This window comes from Ruegeria sp. BE10, from assembly GCF_056538905.1.
Genome location: NZ_JBQFTX010000001.1, coordinates 957,917 through 978,658, shown reverse-complemented (window position 1 = coordinate 978,658; position 20,742 = coordinate 957,917). Strand labels below are relative to the sequence as shown.

Genomic DNA, 20,742 nt, shown 5'->3' with positions numbered 1-20,742 from the left:
TATCCCTGATGGCAAACACGATGCAATTCGACCTCGTCAGCCCCGAGCGGAGCCTTGCTTCGCTCAGCGCGACGGCGGTCCAGATTCCCGGCGCGGACGGGGACATGACGGCAATGCCCGACCATGCCCCCACCATCACCACGCTGCGCCCGGGCATCCTGAAGGTCGAAGCACCTGAAGGGTCCAGCGAATACCTGGTCACCGGTGGGTTTGCTCAGATCAATGGCGATGGCCTGTCGGTTCTGGCCGAAAAGGCGATCCCGGTTGCCGAAGTGACACGCTCACACCTGGACGATCTGATCGCCGAGGCACGCGCGTCGCACGAGGCAGCGAAGGAAGGCGATGATCAGTCCATCGTTGACGACGCTGCCAAGTTGCTGGCCGACATGGAAGCCCTTGGAACGCATATGAGCCTGTAAGGCTCTGGCAATTCTTGTGAATTTTAACGGCTCCGCCTGCGCGGGGCCGTTTTTTTGTCGTGATTTTGCCGAGGCCGCAGGATAGGTGTAAGGAATACAAAGACAAAGACATCAACAATGAAGACTTTTCGAACCCACCCTATTGGTATCGACCAAGGCGAGTCAGTGCTGTTTTCCGATTTCGCTGATGGCGGCGATATGTGGACGGGCGAGGGGCCACGCGAACGGCGGTCTGCGATCCTCTTCAGTCAGTCATTTCGAACCGCACCGGTGGTTCAAATTGGGGTGTCTTTATGGGATGTGGACACGTCCTCGGCGCTACGTGCCGAGGTGACGACTGCGGACATTACACCTGAGGGCTTTGTTGCCGTATTCCGAACCTGGTCGGATACGCGAATTGCCCGGATACGGGTGACATGGACGGCCATTGGTGAGGTCGCACATGAGGATGACTGGGATATCTCGTGATTGATTCAACGCCTGAGCCAGGAAGTGGTTTGAAAAACATGCTGCGCGCTTTTCGGGATAATCAGTGTAGTCTGGAAAACAACCAGTTCCACTCGTAAGGATTAGCACCGCTCAGAATTATGGCGCAAATCGTTATGACGGCTCCAAGCACGCAAAAGACGGGAACACGACCCAAGGCAAAACCACGCACGAAAAGTCCGATAAATCCTATGAGCAGAGAAAGCATAGGGAGACCAATCATAATCACGCTGGCCCCAAGGGCGTACTCTCGGGCACTCTCGGTATCCATCGAGAGGGCGATTTTGCCTGTAATAAGGTAAAATGTGGCAATGGCGCCAAAGCTGAAGCCTACTATGGAACATATGGTCCGAGCCCTGTTTGACGTAATACGCTTTCGACGCCCTCCCGTTTCGGAGGCGTCCGAGATCGCCTTGTTCCGCTGTTTGTTACCAGCCAAAATGCCGCGGTACATAAGGATACAGCCAGCCACTAACGCGAACACCCCCGCAACACCCAGCCCGGCTGCGGCACCGATCCCATAGCTTTGCTTTATAACCTCGTAACTTTCGTTCGCCTGTTTTACTGCTTGTTGGCCGACACTCAAAAACAGTATGCCGACAAGGACCTTCCAGTGATTTGGTCGGAGTGATGGAGCTTTTGTTACTTTTTGCGAAAGGTCAGAGGTTGCTTGAGGGTTATTGGCGTTGATGCGTTGAATGCGGTCTTGAAAGCTTGTGTTGGACATGGGTCGAGTTCTGAAACTCTATCAGTTAGTGCTTGTAGGTTTTTTGCCAGGGCAATGTGTTGAAAATTGGTCCGACGTCAGCGCAATTGATGCGCCGAGGCCAAGAAAGGAGCCGCAACATAATTGGGTGTGGGACGTCTGAACTTTTCTACGTTTGACAACATTCGTAGCGCTAAGGCACAGGTCGCTCATAAAGTTGTTTCGCCGACATGCATTGACGTGTTCCAGACACGGTCCAACCAAGCTCTGCAAGCGGGCGTTGCCAGGATTGCGGTGGTCTGAAGTGGCGTGAAATGCTGCTCTAGGCCTCATTTCCCTCAATCATGTCCACACGGGTCGCGTGACGGCCGCCTTCAAATTCGGCGGTCAGAAAGGCATCGACGATATCCAACGCCTGACCTTCACCCACAACGCGCGCACCGATGGACAGCATGTTGGCATCGTTATGCTGGCGGATCATCCGGGCCGAAAACGCGTCGGAACAAACACCACAACGGATGCCGGGGACTTTGTTGGCGGCCATCATGATGCCTTGACCGGTGCCGCATAGAACGATTCCCAATAGGCAATCGCCCGAGGCTACGGCCTGCGCGGCGGCTTTGCCGTGCTTGGGGTAATGCGTGCTTTCGGGAGTTGTGGGGCCGATGTCCACCACTTCCCAGCCATTTGCAGCAATATGGGCGGCAACGGCCTGACGCAGGTCAATGGCTGCGTGGTCACTGGAGAGAACGATGCGTTTGTTGACTGTCATGGGACTTTCCACAGATAACCACGCTGATTTTCGTGGCAGGTTGGTCGCGGGCGCGGAGGCCTGCACAGGGAAGGGCGGCCCAAAAGGACCGCCCGATCCAAACTTAGTCCATGTGGTACATAGACTCGTAGATCGGGATCAAGGTCTTGTCTTCGAATAGCGACGACACGCTGGTACCGTTCCAGATATTCAGGATCGCCTGCGTAAAGATCGGAGACGTTGGTACGATGCGGATGTTCTTGGCTTTTGCGATCTCTGGGGTTGGCTGGATCGTGTCGGTTAGCACCAACGACTTCATTACCGAATTGGTTACGCGTTCGACTGCCGGGCCGCTCATGACGCCGTGTGTGATGTAAGAGTGAACCTCTTTCGCACCGTTATCCATCAGTACCTGAGCCGCTTTGCACAACGTGCCGGCAGTGTCGCACATGTCGTCTACGATCAGGCAAATCTTGTCTTTGACATCGCCGATCACGGTCATTTCTGCCACTTCGCCAGCCTTTTCGCGTCGTTTGTCAACGATCGACAAGGGAGCGCTGATGCGTTTGGCAAGTTCACGTGCACGGGCCACACCGCCCACGTCGGGCGAGACAACCATAAGTTCATCCAGGTTGTTCTTGAACTGGTGTTTTACATCCAGTGCAAAGATTGGCGAGGCATAGAGGTTGTCGACCGGCATATCGAAGAACCCCTGAATCTGCGCTGCGTGCAGGTCCATGGTAAGGATCCGCTCGATCCCTGCACCGGTCAGCATGTTGGCCACCAGTTTGGCGCTGATCGGCGTGCGGGCCTTGGTGCGGCGGTCCTGTCGGGCATAACCGAAGTAGGGGATAACAGCGGTGATCCGTTGGGCCGATGACCGGCGCAGCGCGTCGGCAATGATCAGCAGCTCCATCAGATTGTCATTGGCGGGGTTCGAGGTTGGCTGGACGATGAACATGTCCTCGCCACGCACGTTTTCGAACACTTCGACGAAAATCTCGCCGTCATTGAACCGTTCAACTCTCGCATCGACCAGACCCTGATCGACGCCGCGATACAGGCTCATGCGGCGAGCTATGGATTCGGCAAGCGGAAGATTTGCGTTCCCAGCGATAAGCTTGGGTTCGTTGAGTGTCGGCATCGGCTGAGGTCCCCGGGCAGCAATGGCAAATGTGACAGATTCGTGATGTTGACACCGCTTAGCATGGCCTTACCGTCCAGCAAAGGTAACGCAGCGGAGAAAGTGCACATGGCCCGGATTGACTACTATTTTGCGACAATTTCGCCATTCACCTATTTGGCAGGTGAGCGGCTGGAGGAGGTCGCGGCCAAGCATGGCGCGACGATCAATTACAAACCGCTGGATATCATGGCGCTGTTCGGGCGTACGGGGGGAACGCCGCCAAAAGATCGCCACCCGTCGCGCAATGAATACAGGGCGCAGGAACTGCTGCGCCAATCCAAGAACCTGGGAATAGAATTCAATCTGCAACCGGCGTATTGGCCGACCAATATGGCGCCGTCGTCCTATGCGGTGATTGCAGCGATGAAGGATGGGGCAGGGGATGTAGGTAAGTTGGTCCAGTCTTTGCTGCGGGCCTGTTGGGCCGAGGAAAAAGACATCGCACAGGATGATGTGATCCGCGATTGCCTGACGCAGGCGGGCTTTGACCCAAATCTGGCAGACAGTGGCCTGCTGGTCGGTGCCGAAACCTATGCCGCCAATCTGGAAGAGGCCGTTGAACGTGGCGTCTTTGGCGCGCCGTTCTACATTACTGAGGATGGCCAGCGGTTTTGGGGGCAGGACCGTTTGGATGATCTGGACCGGCACCTGACCGAGGCCAAGGGTTGACCGGCATGCCAGTCAAAGCAGGTCGAGGAAACGGTCGATATCGTCGCTGCTGATCGACCAGTCACAGACCAGACGGCAGGCGAGCGTCTCTTCGTCACTTGCCCCGTCAAGTTCGGCCCCCCAAAGGTGGTAGATCGCCCCGGCCTCATGCAGTTGCTTGTGCCGGGCGCGGGAAAACTGGGCGAACACCATGTTGGCCTGCGGCTCGTGCAGGAAAGTCGCGCCCTTGGCGCGCAGGCCGTCGGCCAGGTGGGCACAATTGGCGTTGGCCTTACGTGCCATAGTCAACCACAGGTCATCCTGCAAATAGGCTGCCATCTGTGCGGACAGATAGCGATGTTTTGAAAACAGATGCGCACCGCGCTTGCGCCGCAGTTCAAACTCCCAGGCTTTGGATTCGTCAAAGAAGACAACTGCCTCGACCCCCATCAAACCGTTCTTGGTGCCGCCAAAGCTGACCGCATCGACGCCCGCTTTCCACGTCATTTCGGCCGGAGAACAGTTCAGCGCGACCAAAGCGTTTGTGAACCGAGCTCCATCCAGGTGGACGGGCAGGTCAAACTCCTTTGCTACGCCGCACAATGCCTGCAACTCCTCCAGCGAATAGACCGAGCCGCGCTCGGTCACCTGGGTGATCGAAACCGGTCCGCGTTGCGGACCATGCACACCGCGGGTTTCTTCTGCCAGAATGGAACGGCGCAACGCTTCGGGATCCATCTTGTCGCCGCCGGGTACCAACGTCAGCTTGGTGCCGCTGTAGAATTCCGGCGCGTTGCATTCATCCTCGTGGATATGGGCGACGGGCGAACAGAACACCGTCTCCCATGGCTGTGCCAACGTAGCCAGAGCCAGCGAGTTTGCCGCCGTTCCGGTGGCTACCAGATACACCGCAGCACCGGGCGCTTCAAAGATGCCGCGAATTCGATCGCGCACCTCATTCATCAGTGTGTCGGCCCCATAGGCCATCTGATAGCCCTGATTTGCTTCGTTCAAAGCGGTCATGACCTGCGGATGAACTGGCCCGGAATTGTCAGAGGCAAAATACATCAGCTGGGCTCCTCGATGATATAGTCTTCCCATTCTTCGATGGGTGTTTCGAACTCGGACACCGTGCGCTCCTGAACCGAGATTCCGGCAGCGTGAACACTGTCCGCTGTACCTGATATCAATGGGTGCCAGTCGTAAAGAGGTTTCCCTTCCCACAACAGCCTGTAAGCGCACGTTTGTGGCAGCCAATAGGCGTGATCGTCGATATTGTCGGGCTTCATCACAATACATTCCGGCACGAACTGGTGGCGGATATCGTATTGGGTGCAGCGGCAGGTCTCATCATCCAGCAGACGGCAGGCGACGCAGGTCAGGGCCACCTCGCCTGTGTCTTCGTCTTCAAGCTTGTTCAGACAACACTTGCCGCAGCCGTCGCAAAGCGCCTCCCACTCTTGCTCGTTCATCTTGGCTAGGGGTTTGCGTTCCCAGAACCGGGGGCTCAGGCCAGTGCGATCAATAGGATCGGCGGTCATAGCGTCGCCAGCAGTGTTCGGGCCTTGTCACAATCAGAGTTCATTTGTGCAATCAACCCGTCCAGCCCGTCGAAGGTCAATTCAGGTCGTAGATATTCAACCAGACCAATCGATAGGGTCGCACCATAAAGGTCGCCTGAAAAGTCGAACAGGAAGGTTTCGATATTCGGCACTTCGCCCTTAAACATTGGCCGCGTCCCGACCGAGGCCGCGCCTTGATAGCTGCCTTGATGCGGGCCGTCCAACACATCGACCAGCACCGCGTAGACGCCGAATTTTGGCGGGTGCAAACCTTCGATGGACATGTTGGCGGTCGGGAAGCCCAACTCGCGGCCACGTTGTTCGCCGCCGATCACCGGACCCTCGATCCGATGCCAATGGCCCAGCATGGTTGCCGCATCGCGAGGGCGGCCTTCGGTCAGCGCTGTACGGATCGCGGTGGACGACACGATATTCTCGGACCGCTCCATCAAAGGTGCGATGGTGACGCCAAAGCCCATTTGTTGACCGAACCGAACCAGATCATCCGCCGTACCGCTGCGCCCCTTGCCGAAACAAAAATCAGCACCGACAACCACATGCGACAGGCCCAACCCATCGCAAATCACGTTCGACGCGAATTCTTTCGGAGTCAGCCCGGCAAGGGCGGAATTGAAGGGCAGTTCATACAATTTCTTGACACCCAGCTTTTCCAGCCGGTGCGCACGGGCATTGCAGCGCATCAGGCGAAAAGGCGGGGCTGCGGGTGCGAAATACTCGCGTGGGTGCGGCTCAAAGGTCATCACCCCCAAGGGCGCATTCGGTGCGGCATTGCGGGCCAGTTCGATCACAGACTGGTGGCCGATGTGGACGCCGTCAAAATTCCCGATCGCCACGCTGGCGCCGCGGTCCTGAGGCTCGATGAACTGAAAGTCACGGATGATGCGCATAGCATCTGCCTAACGGGACTGCGGTTCGGGTTCAAGCATCTGATTGAGCCGAAATGGTACAGGCAAGCCGACCCTAAACCGTCGAAGCCAGCCCCGGTTCAACACATCCAACAATTAAGCGGTCCTTTGCGGAGTGCCAACGCATTGCGTTTCTGTCTGCATCCAGCTTGGCTAGGTTCTACTGTGGTTTGGAATTGCACCACTAACGGGGCTGTCGAAACGATTCGCGGTCCGTAATTGTCAACGAAACAAGGCTGGTAAAGCTGTGCTTTGGATCAGTCGAACTTGCGCGACGGGGCCAGAACCATTGCTTCGCCGACCAGAACCTTTTTGCCATCTACGGCGCAGTGGCAATCCAGTTTCACCCGACGCTTGGCAAAGTCGATGTCGATCACTTTGACCTCGGCATAGACCATGTCACCGGGGCGCACGGGGGCCAGGAATTTCAGCGACTGACCCATATACACGGTGCCGTGGCCGGGCAGTTGTTCGCCGATGACGGCCGAGATCAGGCCCGCCGTCAGCATCCCATGGGCGATGCGCCCCTCAAAGATCGTGTCGCGGGCATAGTCATCATCCAGATGCACCGGATTCCGGTCGGTCGAAACCTGCGCAAACATCTCGATATCTTCGTCAGTCACCACTTTGCGCAGGTGACGGGTCATGCCCATTTCGATGTCTTCAATACAGATCGTGCCGCGCGGAAGATTGTCCAACATGTCGCCCTCACTAGAATCCGTTGAGCAACAAAAGGATCAATGTTGCCCGTGTTCGGCAACTTTATTACTTCGCAAGCGCAGAAAATCAAGCCTTTTCTGCTTATCTCAGGCGACCGATTGTATAGGTGGGATTTATATTTTCCCTTGCGATGTAGTCAGTTAGCGATTCGTGGTGCGGATGATGCTCAGTTTTTGTTTCTGCAGCAGCCAATCCACCCGAGATAAACAGAGAATCAATCCCCTCACCCATGCCGCCCAGAATGTCGGTATGGGGGCCGTCACCGATCACCAAAATGTCGCCATCGGGGATGTCGTGGCCCAGTTCTTGCAGCCTACGGCGGGCCAGATCATAGATCGGCGGGTGGGGTTTGCCGAAGTACAGGCTTTCGCCGCCCATCTCGGTATACAGTTTGGCCAGCGCCCCGGCACACCATTCGCGCACCTCGCCCCGGTCGACCACAATATCGGGATTGGCGCACAGCAGCTTCATGCCCTTTTGCTTGGCATAGAGGAAATCCGCGCGGTTGACGGACGGGTCCGCCATCGGATCAAATGGACCGCAACAGACGATCCCTTCGGCCTCATCCAGCGGGACCCGTTCGATGTGGATCGGGTGGTGCAGTATTTTCAGCGGCTCAAAGAACCCCGCATCGCGCTGCCATTCGCCCATGAAATAGACCTTTTCCCCGACGGCGCCCCGGAACATCGCCGACCGCGCAGAATCGCCGCTGGTGGCGATGGTGTCATAGGCATCTTCAGGGACGTTGAATTGCACCAATTGTTGGGCAACGCCCGCGCGGGGTTTTGGAGAGTTCGTCACCAGCACGACAATCCCGCCTTTCGCACGATAGGCTTTGAGGGCAGCGACGGCCTCGGGGAAGGCGGTGATGCCGTTGTGAACACAGCCCCAAAGGTCAACGAACAGTGCTTTGTAGCGGTCGGATATGTCGGACAGGGCGTGGACGATCTGAGTCATTGAGGACCTCGGGCGAGTTGAATGCAAGGTTGCGTCAGCTATTGCAAAGCTGACGGGCTTTGACCATCCCGCAATGCCAATTGCCGCCGTTAAATGGCTGTGTCGGTCAGTTTTCTTCGCTGATCTCGTCGACATCCGGCGCCTGCTGGACGGCATCGGTGCCCAGAATGACTTGCGCGCCAATCCTGTTTTGGAACCGCACCACCACCAGATAGCCTGGACCCAGTTGATCTTGAAGGATTTCGACCAAAGGTGTCTCGCGCAGGCTTTCTGGCAGCAATCCAGCGACCGAGGAGACTTTGTAAGCCGCTTCAATCGGCAGGTCGACGATCAGCCAGATATCTGCCTGCTTGCGTTTGGCGTTTACGTCAATGCGGATGACCTCGACCGACACCGGGTCTGCCCAATCGCGGATGGCTTGTGCGACCTGAGCTTCGGTTCGGGTTTCGAGATAGCGATTATAGGTGGATTTGCCCAACTGCAAAACGACAAGAGCCAGAAAGGCCAATGTCACAGTCACACTGGCGGTAAAGTTCAGTTTCCGGCGACCTTTGCTGAAGACCATCGAGCGGGCCGCGTACACGATATAAACCGCGCAGGCGGACAGGATGATCGCGCCAAGGTTGGTGGCGAACAACAACCCGGCCTCATACGCCTCGCCAGGTTCGCCGAAATACAGCAGAACGCCCGAGGCGGACAGGGGCGGCACCAGTGACACGCCGATGGCCGCGCCGGGCAGCAAGCTGGCTTCGGAACGGTTGATTTGCACGTATGCACCGGCGACGCCTGCGGCCAGAGCGACAATCAGGTCCTCGGTTCCGGGGTCGGTCCGGGCCAAGACTTGATCAGGGATCAGGATGCCGCGCGGGACATCTGCGACATAGACCAAGAGCCACGCGAGCAAAACGCAAAGAATGGCCGCACCGCAGACAATCAGAGCCAGATAGAACGCACGCCCTAGCCACCCCATGACCATAGCCGCCGCCACGCCCAATATGGGGGCCATCAGCGGCGCCACCAGCATTGCGGCAATCACCACCGCGCCTGAATCGCGAAGCATGCCCATCGTAGCGATCACAACCGATAGGGTCAGCAGCATCGCAAAGCGCCGCCAATAGGCTGCTCTGTCCTTGCCTTCAAACCGCAGGATGTCTCGGGTGGTGCTGAACTTGCGTGTACTCATATGTCGGAACTGATCCGCTACTTGCTCTCCTGACCAGAGTAGCAATGGAAGCGGATCGCGCAAATCCTATGCCTCAACAAAAAAAGGCGCCCCACTTGGGCGCCTTTTCTTTGGAAAGATCTAAAGATCAGACCTTGAGGTTCGGAATGATCTGTTTTTTGCGGCTCATGACGCCCGGCAGAACCACGGCGTCGCCGTTGACCGATGCGCCAAAGCTTTTCTCGGCCACGCCTTTGACTAGATCGTTCGGCACCAGCAGAGTGGCCTCTTCGTTCAGAATGTCGACCACGAACAGCAGCACCTGATCGACGCCGTCCTCGCTGGCCACACTGACCATCGAGTCCGCCAGGCTGGCCTTGCGGTCCAGCACAACGCCCGGTGCGGTGGTCTCCAGAACAGAGACGCGGAATTTGGTGCCGTCGACCTCGTATTCCTTGCTGTCCATGCGGATCAGTTCGGCGTCTGTGAAGGACGATACATCCGATTTTGCCGCAAACATGTCGGCGGCATAAGCCGATACGTCCAGGCCCAGTTCAGCAGCCAGTTTCTCGGCCACTTCGCGATCATGCGCAGTGGTGGTGGGCGAGCGGAACTCCAAAGTATCCGACAGGATGCAAGTCAGCGCCGCGCCTTTGATGGCGTCGGGCATCTTGGCTGCGTCGTCGCCCATCAGGTCGACCATGATGGTGGCGGTGCAGGCCAGCGGGCGCACGGTGATGTCGATCGGGCCTTTGGTTTCCAGGCCGCCGACCAGCTTGTGGTGGTCGATGATGGCTTGGATATCGGCACTGTTGATGCTGGCGGGCAGTTCGGCCGGGTTGTTGGTGTCAACGATGACAACCGGTGCGTCGGCTTCGACGTCGTCGATGATACGCGGCTTGGGCAGGTCCCAGCGCTGCAGCATGAACGCGGCTTCGGTGTTGGGCTCGCCCAGCAGAACGGGCTCGGCCTGTTCGCCTTTGACTTCGTTCAGGTACCACGACCACAGGATCGGTGAGCCTGTGGAGTCGGTGTCGGGAGATTTGTGGCCAAATACAAGGGTTGTCATGTCAGCGTCCTGAGGATGATAATTTGCGCGCCTTATAGGGCGGTCCGCCGGGGTTGTCACCCGGCAGAATCCTCGCTGCGACGGTTGGTCTGTCTTTCGCCGAGCACGATCAGAATGGCGCGCGGGTCAATATATATCCAGCCTGCTGCAATTGGTTCAGCAATCCATGCGCGCCGCCTAGATGTCCAGCACCCACTGCGATCACGGCGGTCTGATCTTGAATGTCCAGAATTCTCGGCATCCAATTGTTGTTTCGCCCGACCAGTAAGTGCTGTTCGAACGCCTGCCATTCTTCGTCAAACACTTCGGGCGACATGCCAGAATGCTCTCGCGCCAAAATACGGCCTAGTTCGATGGATTGTGCGTGATTTTCCTCGAAATATGAGTTTGTCATGGTGGCCAGCTGGTCGTCGCTGGTTTCGTACGAATTGACCCACCGCGCTAGCGATTCCGCCTGTTCCTCAATCGAGTGGATTTCAAACATGGTCATCAGTTCCTCAATGCTCTCCAGCGAAAATTGAGGGATGCCTTGATCTTCAGCTAAAACGGTCAGACGCGCATCCAGCCCATGATTGGCGTTCGGGTCCTGAAGTAGGCATGTAGGCATGGCCAGAGTCATGCCCAGAAACCAGGGGCGCATTTTCGCTCCCATCCAACTGGGTATGCCGCGTTCGGCTAGGGCGGAAGACAGGGTTGTCCAAGCCTCTTCGGGTAGCAGGTCAATCAAGGTGGGGCCGGACGTAATCAAGATCGGGCTCGGGTCCAGAGCCAGTTCCTTTTCCCAGGCCTTCATCTCGTCTTGGGTTACTTCGAAATAAAATGCATCGGCTTGGCTGAGTGTTGGCGTCAGGTTTGCGACAATTGCATCCATGCGCGGATCGTTCAGGTGCATCGTGCCTATCAGGTGCAGCACCGTTGTGCCCTTTGTTGCGATCCAGTGGTTGCCTTCTGCAAATGGGACGTTGGTCAGGGTTTCTTTCAGCTCGGCGTGGGCTGCAGGTGACAATTCGCCCTTTAGATCGCGCCCCTCGCAAGCTGCGTGAACCGTGACGGGCAGCAACAGGCAGATCACCAGCAGAATAATGCGCATGTGGAAATTTCCTTTGAAATCAGAGTTGCTGAAACACTGCCTCGGCAGGTGAATGGGTGCAAGGCCGATTGGAAAGCTGCGCCTGGCGTCTGGCATTCCGCCGCAAATCGCATAGCATGCAAACATGAACCGCGAGCAGGATCTCTATCCCCCCATCAAGGCGCTGTTAGAGCGTCAGGGCTATTCCGTCAAAGGCGAGGTTGGCGCGGCTGATATCGTGGCCGTGCGGGATGGCGAAGAACCGGTCATCGTCGAGCTTAAGCTGCGGTTTTCGCTGGCATTGTTCCATCAGGCGATCACACGGCTGAAAGTGACGGATCAGGTTTACATCGGGGTGTGCAAGCCCAAAGGCCGCAGCGCGCGTCGGGCGCTGAAGGACAATCTGGCGTTGTGTCGCCGGCTGGGGTTGGGGCTGATCACCGTGCGGGCCGATGGCAAGGTCGAGGTGCAATGTGATCCCGGCCCGTACGCACCGCGCAAGTCCAAGGCTAAGACTGCACGACTGTTGCGTGAGTTCGACCGGCTAGAAGGCGATCCCAATGCAGGCGGCGCCACGCGACACGGGATCGTCACGGCCTATCGTCAGGACGCCCTGAAATGCGCGGCACATCTGGCGGAATGTGGGGCAACCAAAGGGTCCGAAGTCGCCAAGGCAACCGGTGTTCCTGAGGCCACTCGCCTGATGCGCGACAATCACTACGGTTGGTTCGGTAAGGTGGAAAAGGGCGTCTACGACCTGACCGCCGCCGGGCAGGACGGTCTGAAACACTGGGCTTACAGCTGGGAACAGCCTGACTGAGCCCGGTTGCAAAAAATCGATCACAGCTTGTTGACTCGGGGATTGCGACCCCCTAGCTATGCGTCGTTATCACTCTCATCACCCGAGTGCTAACGCCTCGCCATCCGGCGAGGGGAGGATAAATAAACTTTGAGCCCAAGGAGCTGCAAAGATGGCATTGAAACCGCTTCATGACCGCGTGTTGGTTCGCCGTACCGAAAGCGAAGAAAAAACCGCTGGTGGTCTGATCATTCCTGACAGCGCTAAAGAAAAGCCTAGCGAAGGCGAAGTCGTTGCAACCGGCGAAGGCGCACGCAAGGACAGCGGCGAACTGATCGCAATGGCTGTAAAATCCGGTGACAAGATCCTGTTCGGCAAATGGTCGGGCACCGAGGTTCAGGTCAACGGCGAAGAGCTGCTGATGATGAAAGAAAGCGACATCATGGGGATCATCGAGTAAGCGACCCGCTTCCTCTGATCTTCATTCCAATACATTTTCTCAAGGAGAAACAACATGGCTGCTAAGGACGTCAAGTTCGACACCGATGCCCGCAACCGCATGCTGTCAGGTGTGAACATCCTGGCTGACGCTGTCAAAGTGACCCTGGGCCCTAAAGGCCGCAACGTGGTACTGGACAAATCCTTTGGCGCACCGCGCATCACCAAAGACGGTGTATCGGTTGCCAAGGAAATCGAACTGGAAGACAAGTTCGAGAACATGGGCGCGCAGATGGTGAAAGAAGTCGCCAGCCGCACTAATGACGAAGCCGGCGACGGCACCACCACCGCAACCGTTCTTGCGCAGGCAATCGTTCGCGAAGGCCTGAAGCAGGTTGCAGCGGGCCTGAACCCGATGGACCTGAAGCGCGGTATCGACCTGGCAACCGCCAAGGTTGTTGAAGGCATCAAAGACGCCTCGCGCGAAGTCAAAGACTCGGCAGAAGTTGCTCAGGTTGGCACCATCTCGGCCAACGGCGAAGCCGAAATCGGCCAGCAGATCGCAGACGCGATGCAGAAGGTTGGCAACGAAGGCGTCATCACCGTCGAAGAAAACAAAGGTCTGGAAACCGAGACCGATGTTGTCGAAGGTATGCAGTTCGACCGTGGCTACCTGTCGCCTTACTTCGTCACCAACGCAGACAAGATGATCGCAGAACTCGACGACTGCATGATCCTGCTGCACGAAAAGAAACTGTCCTCGCTGCAGCCGATGGTTCCGCTGCTCGAGCAGGTGATCCAGTCGCAAAAGCCGCTGCTGATCATTGCTGAGGACGTTGAAGGCGAAGCGCTGGCAACTCTTGTTGTTAACAAACTGCGCGGCGGCCTGAAAATTGCTGCTGTCAAAGCACCGGGCTTCGGCGATCGCCGCAAAGCCATGCTGCAGGACATCGCGATCCTGACCGGCGGTCAGGTTATCTCGGAAGATCTGGGTATGAAGCTCGAGTCCGTCACCATGGACATGCTGGGCACCGCCAAGAAAATCGAGATCACCAAAGACGAAACCACCATCGTCGACGGTGCTGGTGAGAAAGCCGAGATCGAAGCACGTGTTGCTCAGATCCGCACTCAGATCGAAGAAACCACCAGCGACTACGACCGTGAAAAGCTGCAAGAGCGCGTTGCCAAACTGGCAGGCGGTGTTGCCGTTATCCGCGTCGGCGGCATGACCGAAGTTGAAGTGAAAGAGCGTAAGGACCGCGTTGACGATGCTCTGAACGCAACACGCGCTGCTGTTCAGGAAGGCGTTGTTGTCGGTGGTGGTGTTGCTCTGGTTCAGGCCGGTAAAGCACTGGAAACTCTGGAAGGTGCAAACGCTGACCAGAACGCTGGCATCAACATCGTTCGCAAAGCCATCGAAGCGCCGCTGCGCCAGATCGCCGAGAACGCAGGTGTTGACGGTGCGGTTGTTGCGGGCAAAGTCCGTGAATCTGCTGACGCAGCATTCGGCTTCAACGCACAGACCGAAGAATATGGTGACATGTTCTCGTTCGGCGTGATCGATCCGGCCAAGGTTGTCCGTACCGCTCTGGAAGATGCGGCATCGGTTGCTGGCCTGCTGGTCACCACCGAAGCAATGGTTGCAGACAAGCCTGCCAAAGAAGGCGCAGCACCTGCAGGCGGCATGCCCGACATGGGCGGCATGGGCGGCATGATGTAAGCACGTCGAATTCGCCCCGGCGAATTCCGACGATCCCGACAAGCGCTTGGCCCTATGGCCAGATTGCTTAGAGGGACCGCCATAGAACTTACTGACGGGGTCGCCTTTGGGCGGCCCCGTTTCTTATAACCACTACGCCGCGCTGGAAAGTGAGTGTGCAAACGCTCGCGATACCGCTATGCGGTTGATATGCGTTTGTTTCTGCTCACCACCCTGACCATGTGCGCCTTTGCGGCGAATTCGATCCTGAATCGTCTGGCCATAGACAGCGGGGCCAGCGACCCTGCTGGGTTTGCCATAATTCGCGTGTTGTCCGGGGCAATGGTGCTGACCGGTCTGGTTTGGCTCAGGTCAGGTCGTCTGCCATTGCGTAACCGGCGCAGGTTGGCGGGAGCAGGATCGCTGTCACTCTATATGATTGGGTTTTCCATCGCCTATCTGACGTTGGATGCGGGCCTTGGGGCGCTGATCCTGTTTGGCGTTGTGCAGATCACAATGTTCGCAGTGACGTCGTTAACCGGCAATGCTCCGACTGCGCGACAGATGGGGGGCGCGGCAATCGCCCTTATGGGGCTGGCCTATGTCCTGTGGCCGTCCGGAGCAGTACAGGTCGACCCGATTGGCGCAGCTCTGATGACAGCTGCCGGGGTCGGATGGGCAGTCTATTCGCTGGTTGGGCGGTTTGAGCCTGACGCCCTTGCTGGAACGGCGGCCAATTTCGTTATAGCCCTGCCGGTTACTGCGCTAGCGTTAATGCTGACCGTTGGGGGGTGGCAGATGAGTGGCGCTGGCTACCTGCTAGCTGCCCTTTCCGGAGGTGTGACCTCGGGGATGGGCTATGCCGTATGGTATCGGGTTTTGCCGCAACTGGCGCCAAGCACGGCGGCGGTAGTGCAATTGAGCGTACCAATCATCGCCATCCTCGCTGGCGTTTTGTTGTTGGGAGAAGTCGCCAGTTTGCGCCTGATCTTTGGCGCGGCGCTGGTTCTGGGCGGCGTCGCGCTGGCTGTCCTGCGCCTGAAGCCGCGCTAGGGGTTTCAACGCAATCGGATAACGCTTATCTGGCGGCTATGAGATATCTGCTTGCCCTGTTTCTTTTCCTTGTTCCCGCCGTGGCCCAGGCTAAATGCGTGGTGCTTTTACACGGGCTGGCGCGGACCGAGGCGTCCTTCACAGTGATGGAACAACTGTTTCAGGCGCACGGGTACACCGTTGTCCGACCCGGCTATCCTTCGACCGATTTGCCGATACCTGAACTGGCGAACCAGACATTGCCGGACGCCTTCGCAGCCTGTGGTGATGAGACCGTGAACGTGGTGGCGCATTCAATGGGTGGCATCCTGCTGCGCTATTGGTTGCAGGACCATCACCCGGAAAATCTGGGCCGTGTGGTCATGCTCGGCCCGCCCAATCAGGGCAGTCAGCTTGTGGATGAACTGGGCGCGTATGAGGTGTTCGGTATGCTGCATGGCCCCGCCGGGCTGGCCTTGGGCACGGGCCCCGAGGGCATACCGCGCAACCTGCCATCCGTTGAGTTTGAGGTGGGCGTGATCGCGGGTGAGAACTCGCTGAACCCGCTGTTTTCCTCGCTGATCGACGGCAAGGATGACGGCAAGGTCTCGATTGAAACGACAAAAGTGGACGGCATGACGGATCACATCGTTCTTCCGGTGACGCACACTTTTATGATGAACAATCCCCGCGTCATGGCGCAGGCGCTGCATTTTATCGAATTCGGGCAATTCGATCCGCAGATCACCTGGCTGGATGGCGTCATGGATATCATCAACGAAATCTGTATCGGGCAGGATTGCTCGGAACCCGAGTCGGAGCCCACGCAATGACCGCATTGAATCTGACCCTGACCGGTGCAGAGGTGCTGTTGCCGGAGCATGGCCTCGTGCCCGCCGATCTGTCTCTGGCGGATGGCATTATTCAAACGGATCGGGTCGGGCGACAGATCGACCTGTCCGGCTATCTTGTTTTGCCCGGCATTATCGACCTGCACGGGGATGGGTTCGAACGCCATATCGCGCCACGCCGCGGGGCGATGAAGCAGATGGACGAAGGCATTCTCTCGGTCGAGGCTGAATTGGCTGCGAATGGTATCACTACCGCCGTTTTGGCCCAGTTTCACAGTTGGGAGGGTGGGGTGCGTGGCCCGGAATTCGCGGATCAGGTGTTTCGCGCCATAACCTCGGTCAAGGATCGCGTCGTGACCGACCTGATGCCTCAGTTGCGGTTCGAGACACACATGCTGGATGACTATGCGGACCTGCCCGGCCGTATCGCGGACTGGCAGGTGCCCTATGTCGTGTTCAACGACCACCTGCCGCATGACCGTCTGGCCGAGGGGCGCAAGCCGCCGCGTCTGACCGGCCAAGCACTGAAAGCCGGGCGAAACCCGGACACGCATTTTGAAATGCTGTTGTCCATGCACGCCCGTCGTAACGAAGTGCCAGCGGCGCTGGACACGCTATGTGCGGCATTGGACTCACAGTACGTGCGCATGGGCAGCCATGACGACGCGACTGCACAAATACGGGCCGACTGGCGGGCGCGGGGGGCGCATATCTCGGAATTCCCGGAAACGCTCGAAGCAGCCGAGGCCGCGCGTGCCGCCGGGGATTACATCATTTTGGGGTCGCCCAACGTGGTGCGTGGTGGATCGCACAAGGGTAATGTCAGCGCGCTTGACCTGATCACGATGGGATATTGCGATGCGTTGGCCTCGGATTATCACTATCCCAGCCCGCGCCGCGCGGCGCTGATGGTGGCGAAGTCTGGCTTGGTGGATTTCGCCGGGGCCTGGGCGCTGGTGTCATCCGGCCCCGCCCGTGTCCTTGGTTTGCAGGATCGGGGCAAGCTGGCCCCCGGCCAGCGCGCCGATCTGGTGATACTGGATGCCGAAACCCGCCGCGTAGCCGCCACGCTGGCTGGCGGGCGGGTTAGCTATATGTCAGGTGATATTGCGGCGCGGTTTGTTGGCTGATTCACCGTGCAATGCGGTTGAAATGCCCCATTTTGCGGCCTGCCTTAACCTCGGCCTTGCCATAGAGATGCAGCGCCACGTCGCGTTCCTGCGCTAGTTCGGGCACGCGGTCCATGTCCGTTCCGATCAGGTTTTCCATGACCACGTCCGAATGTCGCTGACCATCTCCCAAAGGCCATCCTGCGACGGCCCGAATATGCTGTTCGAACTGATCCACGGCGCAGCCATTCTGCGTCCAGTGGCCCGAGTTATGCACGCGTGGCGCGATCTCATTCACGATCAGACCGCCGGGCGTCACGAAAAGTTCGACGCCCATGACGCCGACATAATCCAGCGCGTTTAGGATGTTGGCGGCCAACAGAACGGCATCTGTCCGTTGTGCCGGGCGCAGACGGGCAGGGACTGTTGTGGTGTGCAGGATACCATCGCGGTGTATGTTCTCACCGGGATCGAAACAGGCAACCTGACCGTCCAGCCCGCGGGCCGCAATGATCGATACCTCGTGGCTAAACTCCACAAACCCCTCAAGGATCGCGGGTGCCCCGGCCATATCGGCCAGCGCGGCTTCGGCATCCTCGGGTGCGCGCAGACGGGCCTGCCCCTTACCGTCATAGCCAAACCGGCGCGTTTTCAGGATTGCGGGCGTACCGATCTGCTCGATCGCCGCATTCAGGCTGTTCAGATCGGTGATATCCGCGAAAGGCGCGGTTTGCAGGTTAAGCCCCTGCAGGAAATTCTTCTCGGTCAACCGGTCCTGGCTGACGCGCAGCGCTTCTCGCCCCGGACGGATCGGGCAGTGCGCTTCAAGCAGGTCCAGCGCTTCGGTCGGGATGTTCTCGAACTCATATGTGATGACATCTACCGACCCGGCAAACGCCTTTAGCGCGTCGATATCGTCATAGGCGGCGGTGGTCACGCGATCGGCCACTTGGCCGGCAGGAGGGTTGGCACCGGGTTCGTAGATATGGGTCACAAACCCCAGACGAGACGCTGCCACGGACAGCATCCGACCCAATTGACCGCCGCCCAGAACTCCGATCCTGGCACCCGTTTGCAATGCGTCACTCATCGACGGGCTCCTCGGGGATCGACGCCGACAGTGCATCGCGCCATGCGTCCAGTCGTTGCGCCAAAGCGTCATCCTGCAAGGCCAGAATCCCGGCCGCCATCAGGCCCGCGTTGGCACCACCGGCCGCGCCGATGGCCATGGTGGCAACAGGGAACCCTTTGGGCATCTGCACGATGGAATACAGAGAGTCGACGCCCGACAGGGCCCGCGTCTGTACCGGAACGCCAATCACCGGCACCCGTGTTTTCGACGCCATCATGCCAGGCAGATGCGCGGCCCCACCGGCCCCGGCAATGATCACATGCAGCCCGCGTGATGCGGCGGTCTTGCCATAGTCCCACAAGCGGTCTGGTGTGCGGTGCGCCGAGACAATCCGCTTTTCGTACGCGATGCCTAACTCATCAAGAATGTTCGCGGCTTCCTTCATCGTGGGCCAGTCCGACTGGCTGCCCATGATGATCCCCACTTTCACATCACTCATCCGCTTGTTTCCCTGCCGTCTGAAAGAGCGCGCACTATAGCTAAATCGGTCCCATAGGCAATGTGGTTTGGCGACCGTATGGCTCGTCTGACGTCCTGCTGAAAATACATTCGAATTAGTGTATACTTGATCGCGGGACAGTGGTTCCCGAGGAGGTACCCATGACAGATACAGTTTTGAAAAACCGGGACGGCCAAGCCGTGCCGCAGGACAGTATTGAGGCATTCAAATCGCAAATTCGCGGGGCACTGATTTTGCCCGGTGACCCCGAGTATGACGGTGCGCGCAGTATTTGGAACGCGTTGGTTGACAAGTATCCCGGTGCAATACTGCGGTGCCACGGCACCGCCGATGTCGCGGCGGCCGCCAGGTTCGCGTTTGAAAACAACATACTGGTATCGGTAAGAGGTGGCGGTCATAACGTGGGTGGGCGCGCCGTCTGCGATGATGGCCTCGTAATTGACCTGTCCTGCATGCGCGCGGTCCATGTTGATGCAGAAACCCAAACCGTACGCGCTCAGGGCGGGGCCACGTTGGGGGATGTAGACTGCGAAACACATCTTCACGGCCTTGCTGTGCCATTGGGCGTCGTATCGCAGACAGGTATTGGCGGATTGACGACGGGTGGCGGATTCGGCTGGATGGCACGAAAATACGGGCCAACCTGCGACAACGTTATCGAGGCCGAAGTCGTAACGGCGGACGGTTCGATCAGAACTGCGAATGCGAACAGGAATCCAGACCTTTATTGGGGCATCTGCGGCGGCAGCGGAAATTTCGGCATCGTGACGTCATTCCTTTACAGGGCGTATCCTCTGTCTACGGTGTTGGGGGGCATGATTGCATATCCCCGAGCCGACGCCGCTGAAGTGCTGCGAGGTTTTCGGGATATCGTTTCACGGGCACCTGATGAACTGACGGTCTATGCGGGGTTGCTGTGGGGACCGGATGGAACGCCGCTAACAGCTATGGTGCCGTGTTGGATTGGAGACGATAAGGAAGCTGGGCGTCAGGCAATCCAACCCCTGACGGAGATCGGAGAACCTTTGGTCGTCGACTTGCACGAGATGCCGTTCCCCGCCAAACAAAGCATGCTGGATGGGGCCTATGGGCCAGGCAGCCGGAACTACTGGAAATCTGCATATCTCAACGCGCTGACGGATGAGGCCATTGATACGATCGTTGCACAATCTGAAGGGATGACAATACCCGGCTCGGGCATTCTGATCGAACATTGCGCTGGCGCAGCAAAGTCCAAATCAAATGGGGACAACGCCTTTGCGCAACGCGGTCACGACTATCTGATTGCGATACTACCGCTGTGGACTGATCCAGCGGATGACGCGGATCAGATTGCCTGGGCGCGGTCCATGCATGATGCAATTGCGCCCTATTCCACGGGCGGAACTTATCTGAACTATCTGGGCGCCGATGAAGACAGTGCGATAGAGACGGCATTCGGTGAAAATCTTGATCAAATGAAAGAGGTTAAGCGGAAATACGATCCGACCAATTTCTTCTGCGCAAACGCAAATGTTTCACCTTGAAACAGATGTCATCCGTTTGAATATGACGTAACACT

General features: G+C 57.9%; 23 protein-coding genes. 10 read left to right on the top strand and 13 right to left on the bottom strand.

Annotated elements, in window-relative coordinates; translation table 11 throughout:
• Positions 1–8 precede the first annotated feature (8 nt).
• Both ACR0M2_RS04895 and ACR0M2_RS04890 read left to right on the top strand, forming a co-directional pair.
• Positions 9–419 (top strand): F0F1 ATP synthase subunit epsilon, encoded by a 411-nt coding sequence (locus ACR0M2_RS04895; RefSeq protein WP_058280015.1) that lies wholly within the window; start codon positions 9–11, stop codon positions 417–419.
• 117 nt (positions 420–536) lie between these two features.
• Positions 537–887 (top strand): H-type lectin domain-containing protein, encoded by a 351-nt coding sequence (locus tag ACR0M2_RS04890; protein ID WP_226688780.1) that lies wholly within the window; start codon positions 537–539, stop codon positions 885–887.
• Between the two features lie 61 nt (positions 888–948).
• Here ACR0M2_RS04890 and ACR0M2_RS04885 read toward each other — a convergent pair whose 3' ends face one another.
• From ACR0M2_RS04885 to ACR0M2_RS04875, 3 genes are all read right to left on the bottom strand, one after another.
• On the bottom strand, positions 949–1,632 hold the full coding sequence (locus tag ACR0M2_RS04885; protein ID WP_480704161.1) for a hypothetical protein: 684 nt from the start codon (positions 1,630–1,632) through the stop codon (positions 949–951).
• 301 nt (positions 1,633–1,933) lie between these two features.
• On the bottom strand, positions 1,934–2,383 hold the full coding sequence (gene rpiB / locus ACR0M2_RS04880) for a ribose 5-phosphate isomerase B (RefSeq protein ID WP_480704160.1): 450 nt from the start codon (positions 2,381–2,383) through the stop codon (positions 1,934–1,936).
• Positions 2,384–2,486: 103 nt separating this feature from the next.
• Entirely contained in the window at positions 2,487–3,506 is a 1,020-nt protein-coding gene (locus tag ACR0M2_RS04875; RefSeq protein ID WP_170347825.1) for a ribose-phosphate pyrophosphokinase, read from the bottom strand.
• Positions 3,507–3,614: 108 nt separating this feature from the next.
• Here ACR0M2_RS04875 and ACR0M2_RS04870 point away from each other — a divergent pair, with 108 nt between their 5' ends.
• Positions 3,615–4,217, top strand: coding sequence for a DsbA family protein (locus ACR0M2_RS04870; RefSeq protein ID WP_480687065.1), 603 nt, complete (start codon positions 3,615–3,617; stop codon positions 4,215–4,217).
• Positions 4,218–4,229: 12 nt separating this feature from the next.
• Here ACR0M2_RS04870 and ACR0M2_RS04865 read toward each other — a convergent pair whose 3' ends face one another.
• From ACR0M2_RS04865 to ACR0M2_RS04830, 8 genes are all read right to left on the bottom strand, one after another.
• Positions 4,230–5,264, bottom strand: coding sequence for a threonine aldolase family protein (locus tag ACR0M2_RS04865; protein ID WP_480687067.1), 1,035 nt, complete (start codon positions 5,262–5,264; stop codon positions 4,230–4,232).
• Positions 5,264–5,737 (bottom strand): YcgN family cysteine cluster protein, encoded by a 474-nt coding sequence (locus ACR0M2_RS04860; protein ID WP_480704159.1) that lies wholly within the window; start codon positions 5,735–5,737, stop codon positions 5,264–5,266. The genes ACR0M2_RS04865 and ACR0M2_RS04860 overlap by 1 nt, the downstream gene beginning before the upstream one ends.
• The gene (locus tag ACR0M2_RS04855) at positions 5,734–6,666 is read right to left on the bottom strand and encodes a bifunctional riboflavin kinase/FAD synthetase (protein WP_480704158.1); all 933 of its coding nucleotides are present in this window, start codon (positions 6,664–6,666) and stop codon (positions 5,734–5,736) included. Before ACR0M2_RS04855 ends, ACR0M2_RS04860 begins: the two co-directional genes overlap by 4 nt.
• 275 nt (positions 6,667–6,941) lie before the next feature.
• Positions 6,942–7,385: a MaoC family dehydratase gene (locus tag ACR0M2_RS04850; RefSeq protein ID WP_058275996.1), complete on the bottom strand. Its 444-nt coding sequence runs from the start codon at positions 7,383–7,385 to the stop codon at positions 6,942–6,944.
• Between the two features lie 100 nt (positions 7,386–7,485).
• Positions 7,486–8,361: a TIGR01459 family HAD-type hydrolase gene (locus tag ACR0M2_RS04845; RefSeq protein WP_170347831.1), complete on the bottom strand. Its 876-nt coding sequence runs from the start codon at positions 8,359–8,361 to the stop codon at positions 7,486–7,488.
• Positions 8,362–8,467: 106 nt separating this feature from the next.
• Positions 8,468–9,544 (bottom strand): DUF389 domain-containing protein, encoded by a 1,077-nt coding sequence (locus ACR0M2_RS04840; protein WP_170347832.1) that lies wholly within the window; start codon positions 9,542–9,544, stop codon positions 8,468–8,470.
• Between the two features lie 127 nt (positions 9,545–9,671).
• On the bottom strand, positions 9,672–10,592 hold the full coding sequence (locus ACR0M2_RS04835) for a manganese-dependent inorganic pyrophosphatase (protein ID WP_170360545.1): 921 nt from the start codon (positions 10,590–10,592) through the stop codon (positions 9,672–9,674).
• Between the two features lie 109 nt (positions 10,593–10,701).
• Positions 10,702–11,682, bottom strand: coding sequence for a TraB/GumN family protein (locus ACR0M2_RS04830; RefSeq protein ID WP_170360543.1), 981 nt, complete (start codon positions 11,680–11,682; stop codon positions 10,702–10,704).
• Positions 11,683–11,806: 124 nt separating this feature from the next.
• On the opposite strand from ACR0M2_RS04830, the gene ACR0M2_RS04825 reads away from it, so the two are divergent.
• The 6 genes from ACR0M2_RS04825 (at position 11,807) to ACR0M2_RS04800 (ending at position 17,610) form a co-directional block, all read left to right on the top strand.
• Positions 11,807–12,481 (top strand): DUF2161 domain-containing phosphodiesterase, encoded by a 675-nt coding sequence (locus ACR0M2_RS04825; RefSeq protein ID WP_170360541.1) that lies wholly within the window; start codon positions 11,807–11,809, stop codon positions 12,479–12,481.
• Between the two features lie 151 nt (positions 12,482–12,632).
• Positions 12,633–12,920, top strand: coding sequence for a co-chaperone GroES (groES, locus tag ACR0M2_RS04820; protein ID WP_170347836.1), 288 nt, complete (start codon positions 12,633–12,635; stop codon positions 12,918–12,920).
• Between the two features lie 54 nt (positions 12,921–12,974).
• The gene (gene groL / locus ACR0M2_RS04815; protein WP_170347837.1) at positions 12,975–14,618 is read left to right on the top strand and encodes a chaperonin GroEL; all 1,644 of its coding nucleotides are present in this window, start codon (positions 12,975–12,977) and stop codon (positions 14,616–14,618) included.
• 189 nt (positions 14,619–14,807) lie between these two features.
• Positions 14,808–15,650 (top strand): DMT family transporter, encoded by an 843-nt coding sequence (locus ACR0M2_RS04810; RefSeq protein WP_480704157.1) that lies wholly within the window; start codon positions 14,808–14,810, stop codon positions 15,648–15,650.
• A gap of 38 nt (positions 15,651–15,688) precedes the next feature.
• The gene (locus ACR0M2_RS04805) at positions 15,689–16,462 is read left to right on the top strand and encodes an alpha/beta fold hydrolase (protein ID WP_170374245.1); all 774 of its coding nucleotides are present in this window, start codon (positions 15,689–15,691) and stop codon (positions 16,460–16,462) included.
• The gene (locus ACR0M2_RS04800; RefSeq protein WP_170408978.1) at positions 16,459–17,610 is read left to right on the top strand and encodes an alpha-D-ribose 1-methylphosphonate 5-triphosphate diphosphatase; all 1,152 of its coding nucleotides are present in this window, start codon (positions 16,459–16,461) and stop codon (positions 17,608–17,610) included. Before ACR0M2_RS04805 ends, ACR0M2_RS04800 begins: the two co-directional genes overlap by 4 nt.
• Before the next feature lies 1 nt (position 17,611).
• Here the strand turns inward: ACR0M2_RS04800 and ACR0M2_RS04795 are convergent, their stop codons facing one another.
• Together ACR0M2_RS04795 and purE are read right to left on the bottom strand one after the other, a co-directional pair.
• Complete coding sequence (locus ACR0M2_RS04795) at positions 17,612–18,679, bottom strand: 5-(carboxyamino)imidazole ribonucleotide synthase (RefSeq protein WP_425081103.1); 1,068 nt, start codon at positions 18,677–18,679, stop codon at positions 17,612–17,614.
• A complete protein-coding gene (gene purE, locus ACR0M2_RS04790; protein WP_170347842.1) occupies positions 18,672–19,160 on the bottom strand; it encodes a 5-(carboxyamino)imidazole ribonucleotide mutase in 489 nt (162 codons plus the stop codon). The genes ACR0M2_RS04795 and purE overlap by 8 nt, the downstream gene beginning before the upstream one ends.
• Before the next feature lie 161 nt (positions 19,161–19,321).
• Between purE and ACR0M2_RS04785 the strand changes: the two genes are divergently transcribed.
• Positions 19,322–20,707: an FAD-binding oxidoreductase gene (locus ACR0M2_RS04785; protein ID WP_480635808.1), complete on the top strand. Its 1,386-nt coding sequence runs from the start codon at positions 19,322–19,324 to the stop codon at positions 20,705–20,707.
• The last annotated feature ends 35 nt before the right edge of the window (positions 20,708–20,742 follow it).